General features: G+C 35.1%; 17 protein-coding genes. 7 read left to right on the top strand and 10 right to left on the bottom strand.

Features of this window, described 5'->3' with window-relative positions; genetic code table 11:
* Positions 1-33: 33 nt before the first annotated feature.
* Positions 34-879, bottom strand: a complete 846-nt coding sequence (locus AC3RVG_RS03335; protein WP_489690014.1) for an AraC family transcriptional regulator — start codon at positions 877-879, stop codon at positions 34-36.
* Between the two features lie 170 nt (positions 880-1,049).
* On the opposite strand from AC3RVG_RS03335, the gene AC3RVG_RS03330 reads away from it, so the two are divergent.
* The 4 genes from AC3RVG_RS03330 to AC3RVG_RS03315 all read left to right on the top strand — a co-directional run bounded on the left by AC3RVG_RS03330 (position 1,050) and on the right by AC3RVG_RS03315 (position 6,057).
* A complete protein-coding gene (locus AC3RVG_RS03330; protein ID WP_489690013.1) occupies positions 1,050-1,967 on the top strand; it encodes a dihydrodipicolinate synthase family protein in 918 nt (305 codons plus the stop codon).
* Positions 1,968-2,143: 176 nt separating this feature from the next.
* Positions 2,144-3,730: an aldehyde dehydrogenase family protein gene (locus AC3RVG_RS03325; protein ID WP_489690012.1), complete on the top strand. Its 1,587-nt coding sequence runs from the start codon at positions 2,144-2,146 to the stop codon at positions 3,728-3,730.
* Complete coding sequence (locus tag AC3RVG_RS03320; protein ID WP_489690011.1) at positions 3,723-4,733, top strand: 4-hydroxyproline epimerase; 1,011 nt, start codon at positions 3,723-3,725, stop codon at positions 4,731-4,733. Before AC3RVG_RS03325 ends, AC3RVG_RS03320 begins: the two co-directional genes overlap by 8 nt.
* 76 nt (positions 4,734-4,809) lie before the next feature.
* Positions 4,810-6,057, top strand: coding sequence for an NAD(P)/FAD-dependent oxidoreductase (locus AC3RVG_RS03315; RefSeq protein WP_489690010.1), 1,248 nt, complete (start codon positions 4,810-4,812; stop codon positions 6,055-6,057).
* A gap of 322 nt (positions 6,058-6,379) precedes the next feature.
* On the opposite strand, the gene AC3RVG_RS03310 is transcribed toward AC3RVG_RS03315, so the two are convergent.
* The 6 genes from AC3RVG_RS03310 to AC3RVG_RS03285 all read right to left on the bottom strand — a co-directional run bounded on the left by AC3RVG_RS03310 (position 6,380) and on the right by AC3RVG_RS03285 (position 13,926).
* Complete coding sequence (locus tag AC3RVG_RS03310) at positions 6,380-6,946, bottom strand: toll/interleukin-1 receptor domain-containing protein (RefSeq protein WP_489690009.1); 567 nt, start codon at positions 6,944-6,946, stop codon at positions 6,380-6,382.
* A 196-nt stretch (positions 6,947-7,142) separates the two neighbouring features.
* Entirely contained in the window at positions 7,143-8,165 is a 1,023-nt protein-coding gene (locus AC3RVG_RS03305; RefSeq protein WP_489690008.1) for a toll/interleukin-1 receptor domain-containing protein, read from the bottom strand.
* A 60-nt stretch (positions 8,166-8,225) separates the two neighbouring features.
* Complete coding sequence (locus tag AC3RVG_RS03300; RefSeq protein ID WP_489690007.1) at positions 8,226-8,453, bottom strand: PGDYG domain-containing protein; 228 nt, start codon at positions 8,451-8,453, stop codon at positions 8,226-8,228.
* Between the two features lie 19 nt (positions 8,454-8,472).
* Positions 8,473-10,710, bottom strand: coding sequence for a caspase family protein (locus AC3RVG_RS03295; RefSeq protein WP_489690006.1), 2,238 nt, complete (start codon positions 10,708-10,710; stop codon positions 8,473-8,475).
* A 34-nt stretch (positions 10,711-10,744) separates the two neighbouring features.
* A complete protein-coding gene (locus AC3RVG_RS03290) occupies positions 10,745-12,709 on the bottom strand; it encodes a tetratricopeptide repeat protein (protein ID WP_489690005.1) in 1,965 nt (654 codons plus the stop codon).
* 356 nt (positions 12,710-13,065) lie between these two features.
* A complete protein-coding gene (locus AC3RVG_RS03285) occupies positions 13,066-13,926 on the bottom strand; it encodes a formate/nitrite transporter family protein (protein WP_489690004.1) in 861 nt (286 codons plus the stop codon).
* Between the two features lie 238 nt (positions 13,927-14,164).
* On the opposite strand from AC3RVG_RS03285, the gene AC3RVG_RS03280 reads away from it, so the two are divergent.
* The 3 genes from AC3RVG_RS03280 (at position 14,165) to AC3RVG_RS03270 (ending at position 15,983) form a co-directional block, all read left to right on the top strand.
* Complete coding sequence (locus AC3RVG_RS03280) at positions 14,165-15,124, top strand: TerC family protein (protein WP_489690003.1); 960 nt, start codon at positions 14,165-14,167, stop codon at positions 15,122-15,124.
* Between the two features lie 78 nt (positions 15,125-15,202).
* On the top strand, positions 15,203-15,505 hold the full coding sequence (gene hpf / locus AC3RVG_RS03275) for a ribosome hibernation-promoting factor, HPF/YfiA family (RefSeq protein WP_489690002.1): 303 nt from the start codon (positions 15,203-15,205) through the stop codon (positions 15,503-15,505).
* A 13-nt stretch (positions 15,506-15,518) separates the two neighbouring features.
* A complete protein-coding gene (locus AC3RVG_RS03270) occupies positions 15,519-15,983 on the top strand; it encodes an arsenate reductase family protein (protein ID WP_489690001.1) in 465 nt (154 codons plus the stop codon).
* Between the two features lie 159 nt (positions 15,984-16,142).
* Here the strand turns inward: AC3RVG_RS03270 and AC3RVG_RS03265 are convergent, their stop codons facing one another.
* Genes AC3RVG_RS03265 through AC3RVG_RS03255 form a run of 3 tightly spaced genes read right to left on the bottom strand, consistent with a single transcriptional unit; the run spans position 16,143 to position 18,115 of the window.
* Positions 16,143-16,394 (bottom strand): acyl carrier protein, encoded by a 252-nt coding sequence (locus tag AC3RVG_RS03265; protein WP_489690000.1) that lies wholly within the window; start codon positions 16,392-16,394, stop codon positions 16,143-16,145.
* A gap of 3 nt (positions 16,395-16,397) precedes the next feature.
* Entirely contained in the window at positions 16,398-17,669 is a 1,272-nt protein-coding gene (locus AC3RVG_RS03260; RefSeq protein WP_489689999.1) for a beta-ketoacyl-[acyl-carrier-protein] synthase family protein, read from the bottom strand.
* The gene (locus tag AC3RVG_RS03255) at positions 17,666-18,115 is read right to left on the bottom strand and encodes a 3-hydroxyacyl-ACP dehydratase FabZ family protein (RefSeq protein ID WP_489689998.1); all 450 of its coding nucleotides are present in this window, start codon (positions 18,113-18,115) and stop codon (positions 17,666-17,668) included. The genes AC3RVG_RS03260 and AC3RVG_RS03255 overlap by 4 nt, the downstream gene beginning before the upstream one ends.
* Positions 18,116-18,120 lie beyond the last annotated feature (5 nt).

Genomic DNA, 18,120 nt, shown 5'->3' with positions numbered 1-18,120 from the left:
TTCTATGTTTATAGAAATTTCTACAAAATAATTTTAAACATTAAGCTTTCGAAACCTATTGGGCGACATCAATTTTATCATTTTAAATTGTCTGTTAAAATTTGAAATGTTATTAAATCCACATTTATAGGCAATTTCGTTGATAGATAAATCCTTGTTCGCAATTAATAATTTACAAGCCTTTTCAATACGTAATTCGGTTAAAAAGCTAATATACGTCCTGTTTGTTCGTTTTTTAAAATATTTACAAAAAGCATTCTTTGTCATATTTGCAATGTTTGCAATCTCATCTAAAGTTATTTTTTGGTTTGCATTTTCAATTGTATAATCAAACACATCTCTCATTCTTTTTCCTTCAACATCAGAATATTTTTTATTGTACACAAAATTAGAAAGAGGTTCAGATTTTGAAACTGAAATGATCTTTAAAATCTCTAAAAACAATATAAAACGCTCTAGTTTAGAAGCTTTTTTAAGCTTCAAAAAGGAATCAATAATTTCTTTTTTATTCACTTTTACAACAAACCCCTGCGAAGATTTTAAGAAAAATAGATTTATTTCTGCAAAATCATTTAAATCAAAAAAAGCTTCACCAAAAGAGGATTCTGTAAAAAACAGCGTCAGCATCTTCGATTTGATTGCTCCGTTTTCACCACTTTTAAACACATGAGGCAAATTGCTGCCAATAACAAAAATATCATTTTCAGCATAGTTGAAAATACGATCTCCCACCAATAAAGTTCCATTTCCTCTTTCAATAAAACTTATCTGAATTTCATCATGTTGATGCAGTTTATCATAAAAAACCAATTCAATATCTTCTTGATAAATCAGAGCATTGTTTTCTGGCTTCGGAATTTTAAAAGGTAAAACTTTCATTTATACAGAAATGGTTATAGGATGTTATTACTCAGCATTGGTACAAAATACTTCAAAAATATATTAAAAATGTTTATGAAGGATAATATAGTACTAAAAGTGAATAATTTAAGAGTATTCTAACGAACAGCATTTCTATAATTTTATACCATCAAATAAATAGAAACAATATGAAATTTAATTGGAAAGGCATAATGCCAGCAGTAACAACACAATTTAATTCTGATGATGAATTAGATTTAGACATGTTTAAAGTGAATATCCAAGCGCAGCTAAACGCAGGTGTTCACGGTATTGTTTTGGGTGGAACTTTAGGTGAAGCAAGTACTTTAACAGAGGAAGAGGGCAGAAGCTTAACACGAGAAACTGTTGCGTTTGTAGCAGGAAAAGTTCCTGTTTTAATGAATATTGCAGTACAAACCACAAAAGCCGCAATTGCACTAGCTAAATCTGCAGAAGAAGATGGCGCAAGTGGTTTGATGCTTTTACCTCCAATGCGCTACAATGCTAGTGATGCAGAAGTTGTACACTATTTTAAAGCTGTTGCAAATAGCACCTCCTTGCCAATTATGATCTATAATAATCCGGTAGATTATAAAATAATGGTGACCTTAGATATGTTTCAAGAGTTATTAGACAGCTGCCCAAATATTCAGGCAGTAAAAGAATCTACCAGGGATACCACCAATATTACAAGAATTAAAAATAGGTTTGGAGACAGATTAGCAATAATGACTGGGGTAGACACCTTAGCTTTAGAAAGTTTAGTTTTGGGTGCAGATGGATGGGTAGCAGGTTTGGTAGATGCTTTTCCGGCAGAAACCGTGGCTATTTACAAGTTGGTAAGAGCAAACAGAATTCCAGAAGCTATTGCAATTTACAGATGGTTTATGCCAGTGTTAGAATTAGATATTCACCCGCGCTTGGTGCAGTATATTAAATTGGCATCGGTACATACAGAAATTGGTAACGAATACGTTAGAGCGCCAAGACTTGTTTTGCAAGGTGAAGAGCGAAAAAGAGTAGAAAAAATAATTACAGACGCGCTGGCAACAAGACCAACACTGCCAGATTATAAAAATTTATAACCTTATTTTGGTGTTATTTAGTGCTGAAAATATTCAGAACTAAAGCCGGGTTTTTATCGATATCTTACTATTTGTTTACGATACATTTAATTTTTTTTATTAATTGAAATAAAACTCGAACTCGAATATAAAGGATGCCGTTTCAAACCTTACACAGAACAATATAATTATAGAATATGATAACAGGAAAAAACTACATAGGCAATCAACTTTCAAGTTCAGGAAACAAAACGTATAAAACGTTCAATCCAGAATTAAACCTAGAAAACACTACTGTTTTTACTGAAGCTTCTTCAGAAGAATTAGAAAAAGCAGTTTCTTTAGCGTCAAATGCATTTAAAGAATTCAGAACTATTTCCGGAACAAAAAAAGCCGAATTTCTAAACGCAATTGCAGATGAAATTTTAGCTTTAGATGATGAGCTTGTAAAAATGTATTGTTTAGAAACTGGTTTGCCAGAAGGAAGAGCAAAAGGTGAAAGGGGCAGGACAGTAGGGCAATTAAGAACTTTTGCAAATTTAGTTGCAGAAGGATCTTGGGTTGAAGCAACCATAGATACAGCCCAACCAAATAGAGAACCCATGCCAAAATCTGATATCCGCAAAATGTTAATTCCGTTAGGTCCCGTTGTTGTTTTTGGAGCAAGTAATTTTCCTCTGGCGTATTCTACAGCGGGTGGAGACACAGCAGCAGCTTTAGCTTCGGGTTGTCCGGTTATTGTTAAATCGCATCCCATGCATTCTGGAACAGGAGAATTAGTAGCATCGGCAATTGTAAAAGCTGCCGAAAAAACAGGAATGCCAAATGGCGTTTTTTCTAATTTAAATTCAAGCGGAATAGAAGTAGGGCAACAATTAGTTGCGCACCCAAAAGTGAAAGCAGTTGGTTTTACAGGCAGTATAATAGGAGGGAGGGCTTTATTAAATTTAGCTTCAAAAAGAGAAGAACCAATTCCGGTTTTTACAGAAATGGGAAGTATAAACCCAGTTGTAATTTTACCAAAAGCATTAGAGAATAGACAAGCTGAAATTGCAAAAACCTATGCGGGTTCTATCACTTTAGGAACGGGTCAGTTTTGTACAAATCCGGGTTTAATTCTTGGTATTAAAAGTGAATCGTTCACAAGTTTTATAACGACTGTTTCAGAAGAAATTATCAAAATAGATCCATCTTGTATGTTGCATCCAAATATCAAAAAAGGATACATAAAGAACAAAGAAAAAGTAGTTTCTCAAGACCAAGTTACCGTTACAGCCAACTATTCTTCTGAAGTAAAAAATAATTACGCAGAACAAGCCATTGTTACTGTAACGGGAAGAACATTTTTAGAAAATCCAACCTTACATTTAGAAGTTTTCGGACCTTTTTCTATGATTGTTCAATGTGAAAACGCAGCAGAATTAGAAGTAGTTATTGCTAGTTTAGAAGGGCAATTAACGGGAACTGTAATTTCAGATGAAAATGAAGTCGCCAATTATTCAAAAGTAATTGCTGCGCTTCAAAATAGAGTGGGACGCATTATCTTCAACGGAGTTCCAACAGGAGTGGAGGTTTGTGAATCGATGGTTCATGGAGGTCCTTATCCTGCATCTTCAGATAGCAGATTTACTGCAGTTGGTATCAATTCTATAAAACGTTGGGTTCGTCCTTTTAGCTATCAAGATTGGCCAAATGAGTTGTTGCCAGAGGAATTAAAAGACGAAAATCCTTTAGGTATCTTTAGAGTTGTGGATGGATTAAAACAAATAATGAAGAATGAGTAAGCACATATTTGTTTGCATAGACGCACATACGTGCGGAAATCCTGTGAGAGTTATAAAAAGTGGAGGTCCAAAATTGATTGGAAAAACAATCAACGAAAAACGACTTCATTTTTTAAAAGAATTCGATTGGATCAGAAAAGGTTTAATGTTTGAACCTCGCGGTCACGATATGATGAGTGGAAGCATTTTATTTCCACCAGATAATCCAGAAAATGATTTTGCTATTTTATTTATTGAAACCTCCGGGTGCTTGCCAATGTGCGGTCATGGTACTATAGGCACTATTACCATTGCTATTGAAGAAGGTTTGGTTACGCCTAAAATTCCAGGAAAAATTAGAATGGAAGCTCCAGCTGGTTTGGTAGAAATTGAATATCAGCAAACAAATAATAAAGTAGATTGGGTAAAACTTACTAATGTAAAAAGTTATTTAGCAGCTCAAAATCTATCTATCGATTGCCCTGAATTAGGCGAAATCACCTTCGATGTTGCTTATGGCGGAAATTATTATGCTATAGTAGATCCACAGAAAAATTTCTCTGGAGTGCACGATTTTACTGCTGGTATGATTATTCAATACTCTCAAATAGTTCGGGATAGAATTAATGCAAAATATCCAAATCAATTTATTCATCCAGAAAATGTAACCATTCGCGATGTAACCCATATGTTGTGGACCGGTAATCCTATAGATCCTAATTCATCTGGACGAAACGCAGTATTTTATGGCGACAAAGCCATCGATAGAAGCCCGTGTGGGACAGGTACTTCCGCACGTTTAGCACAATTATATGCCAAAGGAAAATTACAAGTTAACCAACCTTTTGTACACGAAAGTTTTATTGGCAGTAAGTTTATTGGGCGTGTTGAAGAAGAAACCCTTTTAGATGGAAAACTTGCCATTATACCAAGTATTCAAGGTTGGGCAAAAGTTTATGGGCAAAATACTATTACTATTGATGATGAAGATGACCCTTATGCACATGGTTTTCAAGTGATATAACAATTCTCAACTCGATTGGGAATCTGCCAAATTGAAATTAATAAGAAGAACCTGAAAAAAGATCAGGAAACAAAGAATGAGCAAAAGCGTAATTATTATTGGAGGTGGAATTATAGGTTTAAGCACTGCTTATTACCTTTTACAAGAAGGTCATCAAGTAACAATCATAGATAAATCTAATTTCTCCAGTGGTGCATCGTATGTGAACGCTGGCTATATAACACCCAGCCATTTTATTCCGTTGGCTGCGCCAGGAATGATTAACAAAGGTCTTAAGTGGATGTTTGATGCAACTAGCCCTTTTTATGTGAAACCCCGTCTAAATGCAGATTTTTTAAAATGGATGTGGGCTTTTAAGAAGTCGGCTACAATTTCAAAAGTAGAGAAAGCAATTCCAGTAATTAAAGAAATTAATATTTTAAGCCGTGATTTATACGAAGACATAAAAGCGTCTAAAGCGTTTAACTTTCACTACGAACGAAAAGGATTGTTAATGTGTTATCAATCTGATAAAGTAGGAGAGGAGGAATGGAAAATTGGCCAACGCGGAATTGACTTAGGATTAGGGGTGAAAAACTTATCAAAAACCGAAGTAGATACACTTGAACCTAAAGCTAATCTGAATATTAAAGGAGCTATCTATTATGATTCCGATGCACATATGACGCCAACCGATTTTATGAAAGAAATGGTTACACATTTAAAAGCAAAAGGAGTTGTTTTTTATGCTAATGAAGAAGTAAAAGATATTGACGTTTCAAACAATAAAATTTCTAAAATCATTACCGATAAACAAGAATTGGTGGCAGATGAAATCGTTTTGGCAGCAGGTAGTTGGAGCTCTTTGCTTACAAAAAAGTTAGGTTTACAAATTCCAATACAAGCAGGCAAAGGATACAGAATTAATGTAACAAGAGAAACAGGGATTTCTATTCCGGCAATATTATGTGAAGCCAAAGTAGCGGTTACACCAATGCAAGGTTATACTCGTTTTGCAGGCACTATGGAGCTAGCTGGAATTAACAATAAAATCAATCCAATTAGAGTACAAACTATTGCTAATGCAGCAAAAAACTATTATAATAATTTAAATATTTCTGAAGAAGAAAAAGCTTCAGCAGATTATGGATTACGTCCATGTTCACCGGACGGATTACCTTATATTGGCAAATCTTCAAAGTGCAATAATCTAACAATAGCAACAGCACATGCTATGATGGGTTGGAGTTTAGGCCCAGCAACAGGTAAGTTAGTTTCCCAGATAATATCTAATAAAAAAACCTCGTTAGATCTAAGTTTGTTTCATCCGGATAGAAGATTTTAAGAGCCGATTTAATTCATATACAATAAACGCCATTAAAGATAAAACTTGAACTTTTACAACTGGTAATTGTTATGTGCAGAATGCTAAATACTAATATTGAACTAGAATATAAAATGACATTGCAATGCAAACCCCAAAGGTTTCCAAAACCTTTGGGGTTTTATTTTGAGTTATTACACCAAGAATGTAACGATGGCTTTAATATAACGAATAAGCCTCAAAACCCTGTTATTAGCCTATTAGTACAATTGTTATGGTTTGTCCTATAATTTATATTATGTAAAATAGAATATTTAGATCAGCACTGATCCCACTACTCATTTTACCACGCAAAGAAAGCTATAAGCGTTTTGATTGCAATAAATAGTATTACTGAAACAATACCGATAAGTATATACTTCCCTATTTTCTTTGACTTTTTTGGGGAAGATGAATTTGCAATTGTATTTGCTACAGGTGGATTAAAATCTTTCTTAGAAATAGATTTGTTTTCTTCGGATAAATTTAAGATGTGTTGCAAATCGTTGACCAATCTTTCAAAGCCAGCTTCGTGACCTAGTGCTGCAAAATCGATAAATTGTTTTCGCGCCAATCGCATTGGTACTTCACAATCTTCTATTTTAATTGGGTTTATGCTTTTGCCAAAACTCATAGCGTACGAGATTTCGTCTTTTACAACATCTGAAGCTACCGAGGTTTTTGAAAGCACCAAAACAATAGCATCTGCCTGCTTTATTTCTGCTTCTATGGTATCGTCCCAGTCTGTGCCGGAAATTATATTTTTGTCAAACCACACCTCAAAACCTTGTAATCTCAACGCTTCTACTAAAGATTGTATATAATCTATATCCTGCCTTGAATAACTGATAAATACTTTCTTTCCTCCCATTGCTTACAGTATTATTTTTTTGAAATGCTTCTATTTCAATATATAGCTCTTTTTAAAAATAGCAGCATCATCCACATATTTTCACCGTTAATGCTTAACATTAAACAGCCGCCGGGTTTTCCTCTATAAGGCCTTCCGTACTTTCTACTATAAATGTTATGTCTATTTGCGCACCTTGCTCTTCAGAAATGCTTTTTTATTGATAACGCACTCGCACCCATATATTATTATTCTCATCTACCCACACATCGTAAACTAAAAGCTTTTTACCTGGCTGTATATAATTGCCATAACGTTCAAAATTATCGCCTTCGTAAAGTTCACTTTTAAATATAGGTGTTATAATATCGTCAATCTGAGGTGGCATTGTTTGATCGCCATAATAATATAAATATCTTTTAAAATTATATTCGCCGCCTTTTATTCCATACCAAACGGTTGCAGATTTATTTAAAATGGTATTTAACTCTGTATAGGCATTTGCATAATATTTTGTGGATTTCCCGTAATGGTATAAAAAAGCGATATAACTGTCTAGATTATTTTTACTGTAGGTGTTGTTCCAGTCTTCATCTTCTACGGAATTTTGCACTGTTTCATCACTAAATTGATAGGGATCAACGGTTTCGGTATAAGTGTCGTCGGTACTTGGATTAAATATAGCAACCAAAATAAATATAAATGCAATCACAAGGGTAATGCCTACACCTATTCCCCCTATTATATAAAGTAAGTTATTGTTAGACTTTGGTTTAGGAATTTGTCTATTTGGTGTGGTATATTGCCTTGGCGGAACAAAGTTTACTTTCGCTTCCTGAGCATTTTCACCGTTTGATAATTGCATGTTTATATCCCTTACCAACCTTTGAAATCCTACTTCTGGGCCAAGTACTTCAAAATCGATATATTGTTTTCGAGCCAAGCGCATAGGTACGTCGCAGTTTTCTATTTTAATGGGATTTACACTTTTGCCCAAACTTAGCGCGTACGACATTTCATCTTTTACATTGTCTGATGCAACTGAGGTTTTTGAAAGAATGAGTATAAGTGTATCTGCTTTTTTAATTTCTTCTTCAATGGTATCATCCCAATCATTGCCCGTCATGATATTTTTATCGAACCAAACATCAAAGCCCTGTTGCCGAAGTGCCTGAACGAGCGATGAAACATACGCCGTATCCTTTTTAGAATAGCTAATAAATATCTTTTTTGAAGCCATAACCTTAAGTATTTAATTATCTTAACGTCAATTGATTACGTATTTAAACGCAAATCAATTTTACTTACAAAGCGTGTAGGTCTTCTCGAATATCGCTTTGTCACATACATACTTTTCACCATTTACACCTATCATCAACCAATCGCCAGCTTTACCTTTCATTAGTCCTTCCATAGTTTCCACTTCAAATGCTTCGTCTATTTGCGCACATTCTATTGGAATTGGTTTTTTCATTGCTTTTTTAAATTCCAATCTGGGGTTTTCGTCTTGAGTAAATTTCAGTTTCATGTATAATTTTTCATTGAATTTACGACAAAAAATTAAGTCTTAGAAATTTGATAAATGCATCTTGCGGATTATCTGTTTGCATTAAACTGGTGTATGCATTATAAGCATTTGTATAAATTGAAAGTTTTTCGCGCAATCCAGCCATTGCTGCGGCTTTTACATAATTTGCTTTAGATTCTGCAAAGTTGCCTTTGTATAAATATGCTTCGGCTATGGTGGCAATTTTCCAAAGACTGGGGAACGGATCTTTGGTTGTAGCTTCGTAAGCTTGATCTGCAAACTCAGTCATAGTCGCCTTTTCGTCCTGCATTAAGCTTAAAAAAGCAAGATTTATTGCGTGATAATATATTTGTGAAAAGTCCTTTTTTCCTTCAGCCATTTTTAAGGCGTCGCTGTAATGCTTAAGCGCCATTTGTAAATCTTCTGCTGAAAATGATTTTAAATACTGCCTTTTATAACGTCCGCCCATTATTCCCAACAAATTCGAGTTGTTTTGCGCCATTGGATGTTCCGCCAAGATTTGCATTGCCTCCACTTCCCTCCCAGCGCCTTCTAAAGCGTAAATAAGTCTCTCCAAGCCTTTGCCGTCAAGGTCATTCAATTTTGGCCGTAAAGAGTTTATAACCGCGTTATATTCCCCCAAGGCAATATTGATTTCTTCTTTGTTCGAAAATTTATTCAGAAAACTTTTATTAGTCAACGTGTTTAGAATAGCCTGATAGCCGTCATCTTCCTCATTTTCTATATGTACTATAGAAAAATGATTTCCTTCAATTAATTCTTGATATTGTTTTGCAAATGGCTCCAAACTTGAACTTAGAGGCACGTATTCATCTTTGCTACCAGCAATAGTTTTAAAGGTAAAAGGGTAACCGTCTTTAAAAGCTTCGTCCCAGCGGCTTCTGAGTTTTTTCATATACGGACTTCCCTCTTTCAGTTCCTTTTCATCATTGCCGTAAGTAAAGAAGTTTTTTAGTTCTATTTCTGGCAATCCGTTACTTGGGGTGCCAAAAAATAGCAGGTGACTAATTCTATCTAAGTCTTCTTTTTCCAAATCCAACAAAGCTTGTTGGGCTACAATCCCACCCAAATCGTGCGCAATTATGGCTATGCGCTTGTATTTTGAATATTTATTTTTAATTGAAGTAAGCAGAAAATCTGAATTTCGTTTTATATCGCTCGCACAGGCCCAAATATTTTTACCCATTTCGGGCACCACATTCCCGCTGTATCCCAATGGAAACATATCCCAACCATCCAGCTCCGTATTTGCCATTAACAATTTTGGAGCTTCTGAAAAAGTATTTTCAGCATCTCCAGAAAAACCGTGTATAAATAGTATAGCACTATTAGAATTTTCAGTTTCTCGAAATTTTGTAACAGGTTCTTTATTAGTACTTTTAGATTTGCGTACTAAAGTTTCAATTTCATCATCAGCTGTATTGTCATCCATCAATTTTGAAGCGAAACTAACTACGAAATCTTCAAATATTTGCAAGTTCGCATACGGGTTTTGTTCAGGATGTACCTGTGGTACTTTTTTAAATAAATACTGAACCACTTCAAAAATACGCACAAAAGGATCGTCGTTTTCTTGTTTGTTATCTCCCCTTAAAACTTCAATCATACATTTAGTAAAAAGGCTATTTTCATCGCCTTCCATGATATAAGAAAGTTGGTCTGCACGGCAGGCAGAAACAATGGTCATTCCACGGCCATCGTCTAAATTTTGCGCTAAGCCATCTGCATTTGTTAATTTTGGATGCTGTGTTCCTGGAGCCATAACGCCTGCAGTCATACCCGCTGCGTGGCAACAATCTAAAAAGAATATTAATCGGCGTGATTCTAACTGCTGTATTTTTTCCTTTATTTCCTCCGCTTTAATCCATGTAGTTTTATAATTATTAGGATCGTAGTCGTTTGGACAAAGGTGAAAATACTTCTGATTCTGTTCTTCAGGTTTGCGCAGCGCCTCGTCTTTTATAAAAGTATTGTCGCTGTAAGTGCCGCCATGCCCAGAATAATATAGCAATACCGAAGAATTTTCGTCTGTAACTTCCAGCAGATGATCTAAGGCTTCCAAAATTCTTTTCCGCGTAGCCTTTTTGTTGGTTAGTAATTTGATGTTTTTCTTATAATAACCACCAAATTCCCTGCTGCCCAATATTTTGTAGATTGCTTTAGCATCCGTTGCAGATTCTGGAAGGTCCTTCCCTACTCCTATTAACAGTGCATGAGCGTTTCTAAGCTTTGCCATTTTTTTATAATTTACGTAGGTCTGAAGAGTTAACCTATTTCCAAAAATTCATTACTTCCTCAAACTCTTTTGAATTAGTATACTTTATGAATTGGGGGTCATTTTTATAGTATTTCCAGTGGTAAACATGCCCGTTTGCAGCAGCTTTCAACAATTGTTTAAATAATTGAGTCTGGTTTTCTGTAGCTGCATAATATTGAGCGAGCGCATAATCTACACTACCAAACTGGTAATCGCCGCGCAAATTTTCTAAACTGTTTATGTTTTTTTCGGCAGCCGGAAGATTGCCATCTTTATAGTGACTAATAGCCAATTTTGCTAATATTTCAATATTCTCAGGGTCTTTCAGGTGAATTTCATTCAAAATAATAGTCGCTTGACCGTACTCTTTATTATAAAATAGCGCGCTAGACAGAAGTTTTTGATCGCCGCTTTTTATTTCAGAATTTATAATTTTGTTGAAATATTCATTTGCTTTTGTTTCATCCTTTTTCAAAAGATATTCCTTTCCCACTTGCAACATTAGTTCCTGCGCCTCTTTTGAAGAGGCAGTGATTTCAATTTTTCTTAAAAACTGATTTAAAGCTTCAGTTTTATCGGCTCGTACATAGGCAATTGCCAATGGTCTGTTCAATAATTTGGCCTCGTCTTTAGTTTGGGTATTTTCAATGCTTTCAATTGCTGCGGCGTAGCGGTTCAATTCAATATCTGCAAATGCTTTTACATAAATACGTTGAACACAATAAGAGCAATTCTGAAGGCTCATGCTGTCCATATTTACGTTTTTGTAAATTGCTTCTACATCTTGAGGTTTATTTACATATTGCAAAGCCACAACCATAGCAGTTTTATTGGTAATTAAATCGAATGGCGCAAAGTCATATTCTTTTAGAATAGTTTTATAAACCGTTCGGTTATCACCTTTTAAAAGCGCTTGGTGCATATTTAGCAAATTCAATTGCCGTTTATTTGCGTATGAATCTGGCTTTATAAGTTTTAAAAGCGAATCTGCCTTTTTAAATTCCTGAATGTTGTAATAATAGGCGACGCGAAGCACTTTGGGTTCAAAATAGGTGGAATCTAAGGCTATAGATTTGTTCAATAATTCTAAATATTCCTGGTCATCATTACTGTATTTAGCTTCCAATAAATATTTATAAGCTTCATATTTTGGTGGGGTTTCTTGCAGCATTAATTTTTGCTCATCCTTCGTAATAAAATACCCTGTAATAGATTCATTTAGGTCTTCAATACATTTAAGCGGGTTTTCGGCATCACATTCCGTAGGTTTAAAAGAAATAATGGTTTTATTAGTTTTCCCGTCAATTAGCATCCCTTGAAAAAGTAGCTTTTCATTTTTTAGGTAGAAATTTCCCGAAATTATTTTACTGGGTTTTAGGTATTCACGGACAATGGTGGTTTCATCTTCCTCAATTTTTTTTCCTTTTAAAATTGTTTTGTATTCATCTACCAAATCCTGTGTAATTACTTGAGCCACGTGGTTTTCGGTAATGCCGTGAATTATCCAATCGGAAGCCATTTTGCTTACAATATCATATTTAGGGTCGCCAGTGTTATTGCCAAATTTTAAGACAGCAATTTTATCGCTGCTAACAATTGTTGGAAGGCCATTATTTTGTTGTGAAAAATTCTTGCTTACAATCAGAAAGACAGCAATTACAGACAAGGAGGCGATAATTCCCAAAGCAGAAAAATACATTTTCCGAAATGCAGACCGCTTCTTTAAATCTTTTTCGCTTTGCTCTTCTTCTGTTTTATGCAACTTAGAAAGTCGGTATTTCCAAAGAAAAAAGATGTACAGTGGAAAACAAAGAAGTAATATTATTATCAGGAATGTAACAGACTTTTGAGGAAGACCTAAAGGTTGCCAAGTTACTGAAAGCACCTGCAAAATAATCCAAGCAGAAACCACGTAAATTGATAACATTTTAAATACTTCCTTTTCATGGCACTGCTTAAAAAAGGCGTTAAGCTTCATATTATCTGGTTAGTTGCGCTAAGTTACTCAAATTCACTTGTATGCCTATAATTTAATCCATATTAAATTGAAGATGAATTTTAAATGGTTATCTTTAAGCTATTGTTTAACTAAAAATATTTAATCATGGCCAAAACACCAGAAAAGAAGCCGGAAAATAAAAATCCGAAAAAACCAGCTGCTACAAAGGCACCGGCAGCACCAAAGGCAAAATCAAAGCCAGGAGCAAATATTAATCCAGGATAATCCATTACTATTCGCTAAAAGCACAAATAAAAAAATCCCTTTATCGAGGGATTTTTTATTGGAAACTACTGCGAATGTTGTTCAATATATAATAAATGGATATTTAAAATTTATCCCTCCACGTCGTAAACAAAGGCGCGATATTTCAATAAAGCCACGAAAAAAGCACCGCCCAAGGCATTTCCTAAAAGTGCCAAGCCAATAAAAGATAAATACATTGTAAATGTAATTGCGGGCGAACTAATCCACCCAGCAAATACTTCTACATTACCAACAATACTGTGGTGAAGCCCAGTAAACGCAATAACCGCCGTAATAATAAATATCAATACAATTCTACTAAGCGTGCTTTTGGACGCTGCAATTAGCCAAGAAAGCAAGGCCATTAACCAACCGGCTAATATTGCACTTACAAAAATTGTTATTTTATCGTAATCGGTTACGTGAATGGCTATTTTTTCGATAGTTACAAGATCAAAAATCTCCAAACGCGGACCTATCCAAACGAATAAAAACGCCATAAGATAACCTCCAAGTAGATTCCCCAAAATTACCAATCCCCATAATCTTAAAAGGCTCCCGAGAGTTCTTTGTTTGTTGAGAACGGGAAGCGTTAACAATGAGGTTTGTTCGGTAAAAAGTATGGATTGTCCCAAAATTATCATGATAAACCCAACAGGATAAACAAAAGACAGCAACTTTATAATTGTGTCTTCTTCAACTTTCCCGACTAGAAAGAAATATAATGCACAAATAAGTAAATAACTAAAACCTATCTCCAAACCCGCAGTAAAGGAGCTTAGCAAAATACTTATAGGGCTTTTATTGTATGTTTCCTGCCCTTCAATTATTTGTTGTTTCAGTATTTCACCGTGCGATTTCGCCTCAGTCAATTCTGAAGAATCAGATTTTTGCAACTCTTCATCAATATTTTGCTGTTCGTCGGTTTTGATTTTGTTAGGGTTTGCCATTTAGTTCTGCAATAAAAAAATGTTTCGTCTTCCGAAGATAATTAAATCAAATTCTAGAAACGAAACCTTTTTATTAATTTAGTTTGAAAGATGAGAAATGTACTTTTTATTTAAATTTAATAGGTTAAGATTAGCCTGAAAACTATTTAAAAAAGATTTAACGCTCTATACCATTATTAACGTTTCAATATCACTTTTGGATTACATTTCATCCTATTTTTGTTCAAAATTTTAACTAATGATGGTCTGGGTAATTTTTACAGCTTTTATACTTTTATTCTTAGCACTTGATCTTGGTGTTTTCAATCGTAAAGCACACGTTATCAAAACAAAAGAAGCCGCTATTTGGACTGCCATTTGGGTAACCGTAGCGCTCGGATTTTCCGGAGTTATCTGGTGGTTATTTAAAGATGGGTTAGTGGAAAATCCTACTAATTTAACCCCTCAATTAGCTGTACTTAAATATATTACTGGGTATTTGATAGAGCTTTCCTTGAGTATTGATAATGTTTTTGTAATTGCCGTTATTTTCTCTTCATTTAAAATTCCACAAAAATATCAGCACGAAGTTTTATTCTACGGAATTTTAGGAGCTATTGTGTTTAGAGCGTTAATGATCTTTTTCGGTGTTGCATTAATAAATAAATTTGATTGGATAATTTACGTTTTTGGAGCCTTCCTATTAATTACGGCATTTAGAATGTTGACCCATAAAGAATCTACTTTCGACCCAAAAAGTTCGAAAATATTTCGTTTTTTGAAGAAACTATTCCCTGTAAGTTACAAAATGGACGGAGATAAATTCTTCATTAAACGTATGGGAATTCGCGCTGCAACTCCCCTATTTGTTGCGTTACTGATTATTGAATTAACAGATATACTTTTCGCATTAGACAGTATTCCTGCAATCTTGGCAATTACTGCCGATCCTTTTATAGTTTTTAGTTCAAACATTCTGGCGATTCTAGGACTGCGATCTATGTACTTTTTAATTTCCAGAATGCTAACCAAGTTTAGATATATCAATTACAGTCTGGTTGTTATTCTTGCGTTTGTAGGTGTAAAAATGATTCTATCGCACAATGTTGAAATTCCTGAATGGCTTTCGCTGGGTGTTATTGGTCTTTCACTCGCAGCTGGTATTATTGCTTCTATTGTAATTCCAGACCCCAACCCTACAGTGGTGGAAGAGGATTAATTCACAAAATCCTATTAAAAGTTTGGATTCACTTTTTTGCTATTGTATCTTTAAATTTGAAATCCAAATTAAAAAGATATGAATATAAATTTCGAGTATCACGAGGTGTCAGCAAGCCAAAGATTAGAAGAATTTGTTGCTGAAAAATTAAACAAACTTGAAACCAAATACGACTCCATTGTAAGCGCTGATGTATATTTTAAAAAGGAAAATACTACCAACCCCGAAATAGGAAAAATCTGTAGCGTACGTTTAAGTATGCCCGGCCCCACCATTTTTGCTGAAACGTCCACAGGATCTTTCGAGGCTTCGGTAGCAAAAGTAATTACAGAACTTCGTTCACAACTTCAAAAACGCAAAGAAAAATTAAACGCACATTAATAGCATGAAAAATATGGGAGTTATAGCACGCGATGAAAAACAATTGACGCTTATATACAGTAGCAATACGCGTGTAGGCACGCATACATTAAGCTATCTCACAGGTATTAACGAAAAATACTTGGCTATAGATCTAGCAAAAACTAAAGTTTCGGATACCCAATGGGCTGATATTGCAGCTGCACTTGGAGTTAAAATTGGTGACTTAGTAGATAAAAGACAGCTGGAAATTGATGCCGAAACTACGGAGAATTTTGGTTCTAATGATTGGCTGAAAATTATTCAGAATAATGATTCGGTTATTTCCAGACCAATTGCAATTATGGGTAAAAGAACCAAGCAAATAGACAATCCGCCAGAAATAATGGAGTTTTTTGATGTAGATTCTGCTGGTCTTGAACAAAGCCCGTCTAACGATACCGAACCCGATATTGAAAGAACTACCGAAGACGATAGATTTATTGAGAAGAATAAATAACTGCTTTTCAAACCTTTATTAAAGGTTGAAAGATTGGCTTAACTTTTTTAAACTGTTTTTAATAGTTGATAAAAAAGTTAAGCCTTTTTTTTTGAAAACAATTCAGAAATTAATTTAGCCTTTCGAATTAATATTTCGCTTAAAGCTCAAGATTTCAAACTACACTGAAATTTTCTGCTGAATTAAAGAAATAGCGTCATTTACACTGCGTAGTTGCTCCATATCTTCATTCTTAAATTCAATATCAAACTTATCTTCTATATCCAAAACAATATCCACCAAATGCGCAGAATTAATATTTAATTCTCGCGTTAAGTCGCTATTCGGGTTTATCTCCTGAGCAGCCACATCTTCCGGCAAGTAAGTCTTTATAATAGGTTCAAGCTTTTTATATATTTCTTCCGAAGTCATATTTTATATTTTTTTAAAGATAGCACAAGCGTTTACATCTCCGAAGCCGAAGCTTGCCTTTGCAATTGTTTTTAATGATTTATGTTGAAGTTTCATCGGAATTTTTTCCGAAGAAATAACGGAAGTGATTTTAGGATGCAAATTTTCGCAATTTACGTTTGGAAATATAAAACCTTCGTGCAATTGAACAATGGCTGAAACAATTTCAATACTTCCGCTGGCTGCCAAACAATGCCCCACCATTCCTTTTAGTGAATTTATATAGGGAAATTCTGAGCCACTTCTGTTTAAGGCAATACTCCAGTTTTCAATTTCATCCGGATCTTTAATTGTCGCAGTTAAATGCCCATTAATATAATCAATTTCATCCCCAGAAACATTTGAATTTAGTAACGCATTTTCAATACATCTCTGAACCGCTGTGCTGTTGGGTGCCGTCATACTTCCCCCGCCTCTTTGTCCCCCATTATTTATTGAGCCACCAAGTATCTCGGCATAGATAGTTGCTCCTCTCTTTTGAGCACTTTCTAAAGATTCAAGTAAATACGCTCCTGCCCCACTTCCGGGTACAAATCCACTGGCATCGGCGCTCATCGGGCCAGCAACTTCGCTCGGCGTTTCGTTAAATTTATAGGTTGTCACCTTCATTGCGTCAAAACCACCCCAAATATACGGACCGTGGTCGCTCGTGCTGCCGCAAAGCATATAATTGGCCTTCCCGTTGGCAATGTGCTCATAACCCATTAAAAGCGCCTCAGTTCCCGTTGCACAGGCAGAGGAATTGGCAGTTACCATATTTCCGGCGCCAATGAGCCCGCCTAAATAAGCACTCACGCCACTTGCCATGGTTTGGGCTACAGATGTGCTCCCTAAGCGACGTACATTTTTATCGTCAATTTTATAAATGGCTTCGCGAAATTTTTCAATGCCGCTGGTTCCGGTTCCAAAGATTATTCCTAAGTCCCATAGAGGTTCGCTATCTGATTTTGCGGGTTCTAATTTTGCATCTTTCAATGCATCCATTCCCGCAATTACACCGTATAAAATACCACTGCTATTGAAGTTTCGAAGTTGTAACTCAGAAAGATATTCCCGCTTTTTTTCTTCGGAAATGTTTGGTTTTGCGCCCAACTGACATGAAAATTTCAAATCGCGCAATTCCGGAAAAAACGAAATACCCGAAACCCCTTTTTTAATGGCTTCGGAAAAAGTTGGGACCCCAACTCCATTTGGCGCTACTACTCCCAACCCTGTTATTACAACGCGTTTCTTCATTTAATTTTAGATTCTTTTAGAAGCATGCCGCTAATGGTACCTTGCGCAACAATTTCATCATTTATGTTCAGCATTTTCACTTTACATTTTAATTTGTTGAATCTGAAATAGATTTTTTCTGAAACCACTTTTACTTTTTCGTCTGGAAATACGGGACGATAAAAACCAATTTCAGTGCTACTAAGCGCGAAACCAGTATTTTCTGAAAGAGGATCTTCACTTAGAAGAAATATTCCAAAACAGACCAAACCAATCTGCGCCATACATTCGGTTAAAATTACACCCGGTGTAATTGGGTTGTTTTTAAAATGACCTTTGTAAAAATAAGCGTCTTTGCTAAAAGTATAAGTTCCGCTTATATTTTCAGTGGAAACAGAGAGTAACTCATCCACAAACAAAAAAGGTTCGGAATACGGAAGCTTAGCTATTATTTCTTTAGATTTCAATATTG

It is taken from the genome of Aequorivita sp. IT1282 (assembly GCF_058068205.1).
Note: the sequence above shows the minus strand (reverse complement) of the source record. Positions and strands in the feature narration are given on the sequence as shown.